Source organism: Flectobacillus roseus (assembly GCF_030056595.1).
GTDB lineage: Bacteria > Bacteroidota > Bacteroidia > Cytophagales > Spirosomataceae > Flectobacillus > Flectobacillus roseus.
Window position 1 is genome coordinate 20993 of the sequence record NZ_JASHIF010000023.1, and the last position, 13538, is coordinate 34530.

Sequence of the window (13538 nt, forward strand, 5' to 3'; positions counted from 1 at the left end):
ATTACTAAAACAAACTAAGGATATAACTATAGGTAAATTTCTTGTCTGTCAAGCGATACTCTTTGTGTGGTAAAGCACCCCAACTATCATCTCCTCCAAGACCTCTTTGCTTTAAGTCAATCTGCAAAGTATTCTCATCACGAATCTTGATATCAGTCGGATGTTGTTGTTTTTTACTCAAACCTGGGTCTAAGTCTTCAGTTTTGAAAGGAAGTAAGCTAAAGCTAATTGGTTGAACACCTTCAATCATTAAACCATTCCCTTGCTCATTTGCTATCTTAATCCAGCGAGCATCAGTACGATAACCATGTTCCTGAGGACGGATGTAATTAGATTCTACAGCTTTTACTACTGTATCTGCATACACACCAAGGAAGGAAGCTAAATTTCTATCTTGGTAGTTTTCCCAAGGACCACGACCGTAATAGTTCAATAACTTGTAATCCTGCTTCAGGTTCATTCGCATACCGAAACGTGGCATTTCTGGAAGGTTTCTATCACCTAAATCTAAATTTGCTGTTACTTTTACCGCACCATCATTCAAAATTTGATAGATAACCGTGTAATTCGCATTGATACCAGTCAATAAGTAATCTACTTGAATACTTAAACCTTCCGCATTTTGCTCACCTACTGTTACTTTTGACACCGATTTATTCGCATGAGCATTTCTCCAAATACCTAAACGATATGGCATATCATTACCGAAATCGTTATCTGTTGGAGCACGCCAGAAAAATGGCTCAGGTAAACCATTGATAGAAGTCGAACCATCTAAAGCACTGTATTTCTCCCAGTTACCCCATTGGGTATTGAAAGTACCAGTCACTTTATCTGTCTTAAATGTCAAACGGTTGTTAGCTTTAGTAATTTCCAAAGTTCCAGTTCTAGGACGGTTGACTTGGAAATAGTAGCTATTATCAAAACGCAATTGCTCACGAGCTATCTCATGCCCTGCTGGTACTAACTCCGTCGCCGATTTAGTGTATGCGTATAATTCTAAAGCGTATTCACCTCTATCCTTTTTCGCTGGCAAGTCAATTTTCACGTCTTGGCTTTGTTTTGGCGCTAAGTTTACGTCAAAATTTCCTTCCGCTACAGATTTGCCGTCTTTAGTTAATACCCATTTGAAAGCGTAGTTATTAAGATTAGTAAAATCAAAAAGATTTTCTACCTTAAATTCACCAGTCTCAAGATTCTTGGCAGAGAAAATGATGCTTTGGTAAGATTTCTTCACCTCAAATAAGCCTGGATGTGGCGTGCGGTCTGAAGCAATCACACCGTTGGCACAGAAGTTTTCATCATTTTGCAAATAATAGCCACCCAAATCACCTCCATAAGCATAGAACGGACGACCATCTGCTGTTTTAGTCAACATTCCTTGGTCAACCCAGTCCCAAATAAAACCACCTTGCATGTGTTTTGAACCACGAATAATATCCCAATAACGTTGGAAGTTACCACTACTATTTCCCATGGCGTGCGCATATTCACACATGATATACGGACGAGTTTTGGTATTGTCATTGGCATATTTCAACATATCTTCGATACGTGGATACATTGGACAAACAATGTCAGTGTTAGCATTTTCACCAGCTTGCTCTGACTGTACAAAACGAGTATTATCTTTTGATTTTAACCATTTGTACGTTTCATAAAACACAGGACCATTGCCACATTCATTTCCTAATGACCAAATAATCACAGAAGCATGGTTTTTGTCTCGTTCGAACATTCGTTCAGTGCGGTCTTTATGTGCATTTGCCCACAATGGAAGGTATGCAGGGTGTTTTGTCTTATCCCAACTGCCTTGCCACTCAGCACCCATACCATGCGTTTCGAGGTTCACTTCGTCTACCACATACAAGCCATATTGGTCACAAAGCTCATACCAGTATGGGTCATTTGGATAGTGACTTGCACGTACAGCATTGATATTAAATTGCTTCATTAATTGAATATCTCTCAACATCAATTCACGATTAGGTACGTGTCCTTCCACAGGATCGTGCTCGTGACGGTTTACTCCATGCACATAAGTCGGAACGCCATTGATTAATAACTGAGCATTTTTAATTTCTACTTTTCTAAAACCAACTTTGTAGCTTGTTGTGCCTAAAGATTTTCCTTGCACATCGTTTACCGAAATCACACAAGTGTAAAGATTAGGGTATTCAGCACTCCATTTCAATGGATTTTTAATCGTCGTTTTGAAAGACACATTTTGTAGTGTATCCGTCGATTTTGCTACTTTTTGAAGTTGCGACCATACTGTTTTACCAGTTTTGTCAAGCAATTCCACATTTACGGAGCCTGCTTCGACGTTGCTTCCTTTAAACTTTCTTAGAGACACATCGGCACTCAATAAACCGTCGGTATATTTGGCATCCAAATCGCCTTTAATGAAGAAATCCCAAAGAGAGGTTTTAGGTAAAGCTGTCAAGAAAACATCACGCTCGATACCTGAAATTCTAAAGAAATCTTGGTCTTCCAAATAACTGCCATCGTGCCAACGGTAAACTTGCACTGCAAGCGTATTTTTACCTTTTTGTAAAAACTGACTAATATTAAATTCAGCAGGAGACTTAGAAACCTTGGTCATCCCTACAAATTTGCCATTGACATAAATACGAGCATAGCCAGTAATAGACCCGAAATGGAGTAAAATCTCACGGTCAGACCAATTTTCTGGAACTGTAAACGCTTTACGGTAGGTTCCAACAGGATTGTCACCACCGATGAATGGAGGATTTTTGGGAAAAGGATAAACAATATTAGTGTAAATCGCTGTTCCAAATCCTTTGCGCTCCCAGTTGGAAGGAACTGGCAAATCGTTCCATTTACTATCATCGAGATTTGTTTCGAAATAATTACTAGGTGCATCAGAAATTCTGTCAGCGTACACAAATTTCCATGTACCATTCAAAGATTGATAGAATGGACTTGCTTGAGGTTTTTTGGTTACAGCCGAAGACTTTTCAGCGTACAATACAAAATCAGCGTGGGCTTTCTCCTTTCCAATGTCGATCAAAGAAGGATTTTCCCATGGATTTTGTGCCAGCAAGCTTCCTTGGAGTAACGTTAATAAAAGGGTTAATTTTTTTTTCATGTTGTCTAGAATTGTAAACAATGACTGTTAGGGAATAGCAATATTGATTGAGTAATAAACAATACTGCAAAAGTACAATCCTACAATTTAGACAAAAGGGGGTAATTTAGTAATATAAGAGGGGTAAAAAAGTATTTAGTCTAACGGATGAAGTTAAGATAGAGGCCAAATTATTCGAGATAGAACATTTTTTACAATTCCCAAGCTATTTCTGTACCTTTGCAAACTCATATTAGTAAGGTATCATTTCAACTGATATCATCTTTGACAATTTTATAAATTTATCATTTAAAACTATTATCATGTCAGAATTTTCACCATGTCCAAAATGTAATTGTGAATACACATATCCTAGCGATAACCTGTTGGTTTGTCCAGAATGCTTTTACGAATGGAATCCAGAAGAAGTTGAAGTTGATGAAGTAAGCACTACTGCCAAAGTTTTAGATTCTAATGGCAATGAGTTACAAGATGGAGATACCGTAGTCGTTATTAAAGACCTTCCTGTAAAAGGTGCACCAAAACCTATCAAGGCAGGAACCAAGGTAAAAAATATTCGCCTAACCGACGGCGATCATAATATTGATTGCAAAATAGACGGCTTTGGCGCAATGGGACTTAAGTCTGAATTTGTGAGAAAAGCTTAAAAGGCACAAAGTAGCAGAGGCACAAAGTGGCAAAGTGATTTTAAAACCCACGCTATACGTTACTTGTTCAAGACTTAGTCTTGGACTGATTTTTTAAACAGTTTTAAAACTGAAGTAATAACTAGTAAGAGACTTTGTCTGCTACTAGTTATTTTTTTGTCCATATCATAATTTATCATCTACTCAGAACCAAGAGGTTGATTAATTTAGGAACCTGCGAATAGCTACGAATCGCAAGCTCATAATACTAATTATCATTAAAAAAGGTTCTATTGTATCCATTTAGCTTCCTTCCAAAGAGTATATTTGAGAATGAATCGACTTAATTCACTGTAATAACAGATTTACTTTTACCTACTAAACATTCCCCAAATGAAAAGACAACTCTATTTTATTGCTTCTCTCCTACTAATCACCTCATGTGCTTTTTCACAAAACAAAAGCTACAAAAACGCCAATCAAAAAGACTGGGTTCGCCTTTTTAATGGGAAGAACTTTGATGGTTGGGACATCAAAATTACAGGAGAAAAACTGAATGCCAATTATAAAAACACTTTTAGAGTAGAAGATGGAATGATGCGTGTGATGTATGATCAATATGAATCTTTCAATGATAAATTTGGGCATATTTATTACAAAAAACCTTACTCCTATTATGTAATTCGTTTTGAATATCGTTTTCAGGGCGACCAACTCAAAGGTGGTGCATCTTGGAATGTTCGTAACAGCGGTATCATGTTACACTCTCAATCAGCGAAAAGTTTGACCCAAAATCAAACCTTCCCTGTTTCATTGGAACTACAGCTATTAGGAGGATTGGGCGGAAATACCACTCGTCATACGGGAAATCTTTGCACCCCAGGTACGGAGGTATATATGCAGAATAAAATCGTGACTGACCATTGTACAGATTCAGATTCGAAAACTTATCACGGAGATCAATGGGTTAAAGTGGAGGCTATTGTGTTGGGTGATTCCATTGTGCATCATATTATTGAAGGAGACACTGTATTAACTTACGAAAAACCACATATTGGTGGTGGATTTGTGAGTGCCGATTATAATTGGGAAAAAGCAGGAATCGACCCAAAATCGGCAGAAGCTTGGATTAAAAAAGATGGGATGCTCTTAAAAGAAGGTTATATCGCCATGCAAGCAGAGAGTCATGCAATTGACTTTAAAAATATTGAACTACTTGATTTAAAAGGTTGTATGGATAAAAAAGCTAAAAATTATAAGACGTATTTCATTAAGTCGGATAATTCGAAATGTAAGTATTAAAGGAGTGGCAGAGGCTACAGGCACAAAGGCACAAAGTGGAAATATTTAAAAAGTGCTAGAGCGAACGGGGACAAAGTGAGATTATTAAAAGTGGCAGAGGCACAAAGGCACAAAGTGAGATTTTTTAAATAGTGGTAGAGGGAAAGAGACTTCTTAACTTTTTGCCTATTCCCTTTACACTCTGTGCCTTTGTGCCTCTGTGCCTGTTCCCTCAACACCTATACCCTAATTACTGATTTCCCAGCGGAAATAAAGAAGAACGAGTATGCGATTGCGTCATGAGTTTGCCTAATTCTTGCGCCTTTTCAGGAAATTGTTGGGCTAGATTTTTTGCCTCCTCTGGGTCATTTTCTAAGTCGTATAGTTCTACTGGAGCATTCGGATTTTCAATTACATTAAATCGAATAGCTTTCCATTTGCCTTGTCGTACCGCCTGTTTACCTCCTTGCTCATGAAATTCCCAATATAAAAAGTCATGCTGTGGAGCTTTTCCAAAGCCTGTTAATATATTAGCGAACGAACGACCATCGATACCTTTCCTAGGTTTAGTACCTGCTAATTCAGCAAAAGTGGGCAACAAATCCCAGAATGCACCAATATGATTGCTTTCTGAATTAGGTTTTATTACTCCTTGCCATGAAGCTACAAATGGCTCACGAATGCCTCCTTCATACAAGTCTCTTTTGACACCTTTGAATGGACCACTACTCTTAAAAAACTTTGGATCAGCACCTCCTTCAATGTGTGGACCATTATCGCTCGAGAAAATAATCAGGGTGTTTTTGTCCAAACCTTGCGCTCTGAGCTGAGCTACCACTTGTCCAACGTACAAATCCAATCTTGCAACCATTGCTGCAAATGCCGCACGCGGATATTGCTGAGAAGCATAACCGCCACAAGTAGCATTCGTACCATAATCTTGGCCCTTGTAAGGTTTTTCTTGAAACTTATTTTTGTAGTATTGTAACAAACTGTCATCAGGAGCGATTAGCTCAGCATGAGGTAAAATATAGGGTAAAAACAAGAAAAAAGGCTGTTTTGAGGATTGTTCCTTGATAAAACCAATCGCTTTTTCTTGAATCAAATCTGGTGCATAAATCTTATTTTGAACTAAATTCTCATTCGCCTCCAAAACAACTTTTTGTCCATTATTCCACAAATGATTGGGATAATAACGATGTGCCAAGGTTTGGCAGTTGTATCCGTAGAAGTAGTCAAACCCTTGTTTGTTCGGGTCACCAACTGAGCCAACAGGGCCTAAACCCCACTTTCCATAAGCAGCGGTGGTATAGCCCGCGGTTTTGAGGACTTCAGCCATAGTCACCACAGAATCAGCTATGGGCTCTTGCCCTTCAGGCAAAACACCCTTGTTGCCTCGAATATAGGTATGTCCTGTATGCAAGCCCGAGAGCAATGCCGAACGTGATGGCGCACATACTGAAGTTCCAGCATAAAACTGATTAAACTTCATACCAGATGCCGCCAATTTATCCAGATTTGGTGTTTTAATTAGCTGTTGCCCATTAAATCCTACATCGCCATAACCTAAATCGTCGGCGATAATGAGGACGATATTGGGTTTTGAGACCGTGGGCGCTACTTGAGCATTACTTGGTGAAATGCAGGTCAAACCCAAGATACTTGCCCATAAAAATACTTTTCTCATCAGTTTACTAGCTTTATTTAGCTCTTGAATACTAATATTTTTTAGAAATTTGGTTAAGATAAAGTAGTTTGATCTATTAACTGTGCAGTAGTGTCGGTCTAAACTGTTGTCCTAAGGATTTATTTACACAATAATGGCTAAAAAATCGAATCAATTTTTTTCATAAACCTTATTCCTAATTCGGGCTTTACCATCATAACAAAGCTGGCATAGCCACGCATCGAATTTTCTAGATTAGGGTTTCCATTCCAAGTTTTTCCAGCAGGACCATTCTTTTCTATTTGTTGTAATAAAGCTCTAAACCGATGCAGTTCTTTACGTTCTATTCCTATCTGTCTATTTACAATTAGGCCTGTTATCTCTTGTCGACTGCCTTTTCGCATGATATGAATCTTTTCTGGATGAACCGTAAAGCCTTCCGATTTGACTACTTCCTGAACAGACCAGAGCAATTGATGAAAATTATCTAAATTATCAGAACCGCATGAAAAGCTTAAATCATCTGCATATCTTGTGTAAACAAATCCCCACTTATTCGCAATTCCTTGTAAACGGCGATCTAGCTTGTAGGCTATTAGGTTAGAAATAGCGGGACTGCATGGTGAGCCTTGTGGTAGTGTTCGTTCGCCAATAGACACAAAATACTTTTTCCCATCAATAGCAACTTGTTCAACCTCGGCTTCGGTGCAAAGCAATGCTAACAAAGTTGAAATTTGACCAGAATACCCAAAACTTTGAAAAAGGCCTTTTACTCGCGAAAATGAAATACTTGGGAAGAAGTCTTTTAAATCGAGATTAAGTACTAATTCTTTTCCTACATGTTGCGCTGCGTTCGAAACAATCGAGCGCTGTGGTATAAACCCATGGGATTGATCAGTATGGGGTATTTGATAAAGAATATTGTTTAGTATCCAAAGTTGGGTAGATTTAATTAAGGGCATCGGAGCTGATATTAATCTCTTCCCTCCCATTTTTTTGGGAATATAAAATCTTTTGTAATGATTTACCAACGAAACTTTCCTATTATAGGTCAAAAATCGTAACTGACTCAATTTGAGACTTAAAGCATTTGCCAGAGCCAATGGATTTTCGATATTAGGTAAATTCCATTTTGCCAAAAATTCAAGATTTGGTTCAGTTTCTGATAAATGTGACGATACTTCCTCTCCTAGATAGAGCACTTCCGTTTCTTTTCTCTTTTTCCAAGTCTCTGCTCGCGCCAGTCTTTTTTGTTCTTTCCGCTCCTTTGCCTCTTGTCTTTTTTGTTTGGATGCCTTCATGCGTTCTTTAAGCATCTCCTTTCTCAAAGTTTCGGGATTACGGTAACGAGTTTGCTTCCGAACTAAGGTATTCAGTTCAGTTTCTGTCTCCTTTTGCTTTTGCAGAATATCTTCCAGTTCTGGGGAAAGTTCTTCTTTCCAGAACCCAAATCGTTTCATTTCTTCAAGAATAACAGCATCTTTAGTAGACTCTGCCACTCTTTTTCGGATATCTTCTCTTGAAGGTTGATTTGCCATAGGTTAACAAAAAAGAAAGCCCTAACTCTTATGGAGTAGGGCAACAAACAAAGTAGAGTAAAACCTTCGAAGATTCTTCTGACTAAATCAATCAACTCCAAGAGAGCGGTCTAGTACATAGTATTTTAAGCTCTCGGAGGTTTCACTGTAAAATACTATGTACTAGACAAAGCTCTCACAGTGAAGATTGTATTTAGTGATGCATGTAGAGTCAAATTTCATGAACGACGATACATCGTTCTTTCCTTTCGGAAGGCAAGGTTTTGTTTACTCTTACTTTGTTGTTGCAATATACATTTTCTTATTAGTTTTTCTAAAAAATTACGCAAATTAATTTTTGATTTTAATTGGAGAGCATTTCCTCAGCAAATTAGGTTGAAATTAGAGCAGAAGTATTCTTTTCAGCAATTCTTAACGCTAAAATATGTTCACAAGGACCTTTGTATAGCTTATTCCTAATATGAAAATCACAAGTACAAGTTGCCTCCACCAGTTTCTCATCGGCATCTATGATTGCAGTTGGATGCCAAATCTTTTCGCTCCATGTAAATTCTCCTTCCAGCCTTAATCCATTTTCAACATATACTTTTTTGACGGCAATTCTCTGTTGGGTCAACAATTCCCTAGCAAGCCTTTCTCGATCATTCGCAAATCTCAAGGCATCCATCGGCAGAGGCTCTTTTGATAATTCTCTCAATCGATAAACTCCTTTTTTTATATCAAAAATTACCTTTCCTGCTTGTGTGTAAAGAGATAATGCTCCCAAAACCGTTTTGATATCTAGGTTCAACTCTTTGGCAAGCATTTCTGGCTTGGCCAAAAAGGATTTTTTGAGAACACTGAATACCTTCTCTGCGGTGAAAGTATCTACGTTCGCGCGTGGAGCCATTAAATCAAAATTCCCCACTCGTGACCAATCGTTCGCTGTCCAACCAGACAACCCCAAAGTAAAATTCATATCACCCATTTCTGCAATGAAAAAAGAAGGCAAACCACTCCCAAGCAAATGGACGGTAAACTTCTTTGCTAAAGGAATCAGTCGCTCCAGCACCAATAATCTCCGTCGTCCCCAAACTCTAATGGTTTGAGATTCATCACCTTGGTAGATTGACCTAGCACAAACAATTTCCTTGTTGAAGGGCTCAAATAATATACTAATAGGCTGGTTAGGTCGCAGGATAAAGACCATTGAACGTGGACCACTATTTTCTTTAAATCGTCTCAATAACGAACAAATATTATAGATATCCATTGAGTGCAACTCAAATGAAATTGCTGGTAAAGTCATGGCAGAACTTACCTGTAAAAAACCTCGAACCCAACTTTCAGGCACCTCTATTTTCTTTTCATGAAAGATCTCTTCATTGGTCGTTTGAACAGAAAATCCTTTTGGGTCTATCCTAAAATCAGTTTCTTTATAATCTCTAATTTTTTGAAATTCTTGATATAAATCATGCGAATAATCAATGTTGGTAGTTCCGCATTGAAACTCGTTTATCTCCTTAAATGTCTCATAATTAGCTTCTAACTTAGCATACGTTGATTCGTCTTTACTAAAACACTCGAAAAACAATTCCTCTGGATGTATCGTTATAATAGGATCAAGTACAATCCACATATCTCGATCATTTTTGTAAATAAAATCAAAGTACTTCATTCTTGCCTCCCAAAAAGGTTTCATCATTTCATGACGTCTTTTTTGTAGAAGATTCAAATCTCTTTGTAACCATTTAATGCGCTCCTCATTTTCTCGCAAATCCAATTTCGTGGCGTATTCGCTCATCCAAGCCATTTCTTGCTCCGCAGCCCATTCTTTGTAAGCAGTTCTATCTTTCGATTGAAATCTTAAGTCGGAAACAACGACATCATGAAGCGCAGCAATCGCTTCTCTGAACGCCAGTTTTTGTTGGAGTTTACCCACAAAATAAGTCTGTTCTCGGAGTGTGTCTGGAGCAAATGACATAGAGGTCGAGCGCGATGTACTCGATATTTGGGTATGTCCTCCATATTTATAGTTAAATAGCATAGGTTTTATCTGGTTTCAAACTCAATCGTAGTCATTGGTAATAGCAATGAAGGGTATAGTTTCTCTAAATCCCGCATAATTTGTATGCATTTGGCCTTATCTTCTATCGCCACAGTGGCCGACACATCACTCAAAATATTGGACACCACACATGCAACTTCTTGTGAACGCATTGCCTCTTGATGGAGGAAATGAAAAACCCTATTTTTGGTATTTCTTCCTTTATTAACTCTCATAAGTACCGAGCGAAAATAATAGTCTAGGTCTTGTAATTTTTCGATATTGTTGGCAGCATATTTTTCAATAAAATTTGAAACGAATAACTGAACATTCAAGCTTGGATGTTGACATAAAAAACTCAAATACATAAGTCCGTTCCCTTCTTCATAAAAGTTTGTAATCAATTCTCTACCAAAAGCTTCAACATCAGGTTTTACTGAATCTACAATTCCTATCGACACCTCTGGAGACCAATCTTCCTCAACAAAGTTTTTCCTCAAAAAGTCTATGGTAAACTTTCTCGTATCATCCCACTTGGATTGTAATAGTTTAATGGTTTCTTCTATTTCCACTTTGGCTAATGAAACTTTCTTATCAAACCACGACCAAGACCACTGTCTTACCCGCAAGTCGTTATGACTTGCCAGATGTACTACTTGCTTGAATGAAAGTCGATCTATGTCAATTTGCTCAGTAAGAAGTATCCAACCTATCTCTTGCGCAGGAATATAATTCCCGTGTATTAACCTAAGCGAATGTGCTATATTGATTTTACTCAAATAAGGTCTTAGAGAATTGGAAAGTAACCCTTGAACCACGAGATGTTGACCTTCAAAATGCTCCTTCACAAATAGTTTAGGATACAACTCATTTACCATCTCAACAAGGAATACAGGCTTATTCAATAAAGAATTAAGAATACCCTCTCCAAGCTTACGATTATCTTTTATGTCACTACAAATTAATTCTGCTAAAACGGAGGCATTGGGAAGTTGATTTTTAAGAATAATAATTTTTAATGCAAAAAGTTTTACCGCCACAACTTGAGACAATTGGAGGGCATTTAGCTGGTCATCTGAAAGTAGCATTAGTTGTTCAACAGCTATATCTTGTAAGGTTTTATTTCCTTGATTGAGCAGCATGTTACAATCTGCCGAATTGTCTGTTTGATTGGCTAACCACAAAACCGCAAGATCTATTAAGGAATTTAACACGTCTTTATGTAAAGTATGCTCTTGCAGTAGTCCCTTTATCCAATGTCTGATTTCAAAATGATTAGCATAAATCACAGATAAAAGCGAATCACTATCAATTAAAAAATCTGCTAGGTATTGTTGAAAAAATTGCTTCCCTAATTCTTGTCCTTTTGAGGAATTGGCATTTAACAAGCCAATCACTAATGTCTTTTCAAGCTTTACTTGCAATCTTTCACTAATTAAGTCTGTTGCCCAGTTGATGGTTGGTTCAATCTCTGATGATACTAGTCCAACTAAATCGCTCACTGAGAGTTGATTAATAATAGTTTGATATTCTGGATGTTCAAGCAATCTTTCCAAAGCAAAGCCATGTATCAAGTCCACTTCCGACCTCAATAGTAACGCCAAGTATGCATGAGGGAACTTATCCCAATGTTGAGGATAAAGTTCTTCTCTTCCTTTATTAGTTGATTTTAGTGAATTTTGAGGTATAGAATTCGTTGAGTCATGGACGATTGTTTGCTCTTGATTACTATTCCCAAAGATTTTTAAGATTGACTTGAATATACCTCCAATAAAAGTTTCTTTTGTTTGCTGTTGTTTTCGCTGCATCTGAAAGGCTCGATTCTCTATTTTTTTGCTACTGCGAGCCTCCGCAATCATCCAAAAACGATAATAGCGAATCAAACGGGTACCCCCTCCGTGCAAAATAAGGTTCAGTAAAATAGCATCTGCAAATGGTGGCAAATCTTCTAGCTTAATTCTCCAAAACCATTGTTCTAAGAATAATTTATTACTAGGACTAAGATCACGGTTTTGTTTGTCATAGCTTAATAATATGGAGACCGAAAGCTTTATGAAATTCTCGGGATTTTCTTTTCCAAACTCATATATTTGACGGATAACTCTCTGCAGGAAATAGGCTTTTGTTTTATTAGAAAAAACTTTGCTTGTATTTCCAAAACCATCTGCTCTTTCAAATTTATGCGCAAGAATAGCATAAACCTCAAAATCGCTACGAAGCTCTGCTATTTTAAAAAGATATCTAAACTCTTTAAAATTCTTCTTTGAGATACTTACTTTTTTGAGGTGAGGAATGATAAGTTCTCTTATGTATGTTTGGTGGAAACTCAGGTAATAGAGATTTTCAAGGGCAGATGCGAAGGTATCCACATGGCTCGATTGTGTCTCAAGAAGCTTTTTAAGTGCAAAAGCATCAAGCAGGTTTTCTTGAAATACTATTGGTAATTTCGAAACAAATTCTTGCTGAAGAGACGTCAATTCGTCATCCTCCAGCATTTGTAGTAAGCCTTCTTTTGCTACTCTTCTCGAATGGAGGGTTGATTTAGGATTTTCTACCACCCTTTTAAAAATTGTGATAGAATTAATACTTTTTAACCTCACCAAAGTCCAAAGTGCAGCATATTGTTGCATTTTATCACCTTTGAATACCAATTGGGATACAAAGGGTTCTGCTTCCATCATTTTCAGCCCACCTGCCTTCCAAATTACGCGTGAGGTTTTCCAATAAGTTTTAAATACTGAGGTTCCTTTGATAGCACCATCCAAGCGTTGAAGAATAGGATGCTTTTGGATGTCTGGAGAAAGAGAATCAAGATTGGGTAAAGTAGACAGAAGCTCGGATTCTGAGAGATATCCCTTTTTTCTTTTTTCAGCCTCTAGTTTATTGAAAATTAGTTCAGCCGCTGCAAGCGTAATCGGCTTTTCGGTTTTAGTTCCTTCTTTTAAAACAGCGCCCCTTCTTCCGTATTTAAAATTTACGGAAAATAACTCTTCAGTATGTTTGAGTAATTCTATGATATATTCCTTATCTGAATTACCTTCACGAAAAAAGAGGTGCGATTGTTTTACAAGCTTCATAGTGAAAATAGGAGTTATTAATCAGAGAAATACAAAAATAAAAAAAACAGTTATAATTCAAATCACTTTATATATTCAAATATAAAATATACGTAATGTAGTCATTTTTTCCCATTAAGCTACATTATATATTCAAATATACTATTATATTCTTATTAGTTCATGTTTTAGATACAAAGGTTTATTTTCAAGTCATTACTAGAAATCTTATA

General features: G+C 37.3%; 7 protein-coding genes. 2 read left to right on the top strand and 5 right to left on the bottom strand.

Annotated elements, in window-relative coordinates:
* Positions 1 to 4: 4 nt before the first annotated feature.
* On the bottom strand, positions 5 to 3112 hold the full coding sequence (locus QM524_RS21605) for a glycoside hydrolase family 2 TIM barrel-domain containing protein (RefSeq protein ID WP_283346183.1): 3108 nt from the start codon (positions 3110 to 3112) through the stop codon (positions 5 to 7).
* Positions 3113 to 3414: 302 nt separating this feature from the next.
* On the opposite strand from QM524_RS21605, the gene QM524_RS21610 reads away from it, so the two are divergent.
* Both QM524_RS21610 and QM524_RS21615 read left to right on the top strand, forming a co-directional pair.
* Positions 3415 to 3759, top strand: a complete 345-nt coding sequence (locus QM524_RS21610; protein ID WP_283346184.1) for a zinc ribbon domain-containing protein YjdM — start codon at positions 3415 to 3417, stop codon at positions 3757 to 3759.
* Positions 3760 to 4131: 372 nt separating this feature from the next.
* A complete protein-coding gene (locus QM524_RS21615) occupies positions 4132 to 5040 on the top strand; it encodes a 3-keto-disaccharide hydrolase (protein ID WP_283346185.1) in 909 nt (302 codons plus the stop codon).
* A 229-nt stretch (positions 5041 to 5269) separates the two neighbouring features.
* Here QM524_RS21615 and QM524_RS21620 read toward each other — a convergent pair whose 3' ends face one another.
* The 4 genes from QM524_RS21620 to QM524_RS21635 form a co-directional block, all read right to left on the bottom strand.
* Positions 5270 to 6706 (bottom strand): arylsulfatase, encoded by a 1437-nt coding sequence (locus tag QM524_RS21620; RefSeq protein WP_283346186.1) that lies wholly within the window; start codon positions 6704 to 6706, stop codon positions 5270 to 5272.
* 137 nt (positions 6707 to 6843) lie between these two features.
* Positions 6844 to 8223: a reverse transcriptase family protein gene (locus tag QM524_RS21625; RefSeq protein ID WP_283346187.1), complete on the bottom strand. Its 1380-nt coding sequence runs from the start codon at positions 8221 to 8223 to the stop codon at positions 6844 to 6846.
* A gap of 370 nt (positions 8224 to 8593) precedes the next feature.
* The gene (locus QM524_RS21630; RefSeq protein WP_283346188.1) at positions 8594 to 10249 is read right to left on the bottom strand and encodes an SWIM zinc finger family protein; all 1656 of its coding nucleotides are present in this window, start codon (positions 10247 to 10249) and stop codon (positions 8594 to 8596) included.
* Between the two features lie 5 nt (positions 10250 to 10254).
* Positions 10255 to 13326 carry a WGR domain-containing protein gene (locus QM524_RS21635; protein ID WP_283346189.1) on the bottom strand — a complete coding sequence of 1024 codons (3072 nt, stop codon included), beginning with the start codon at positions 13324 to 13326 and terminating at the stop codon, positions 10255 to 10257.
* Positions 13327 to 13538: the final 212 nt, after the last annotated feature.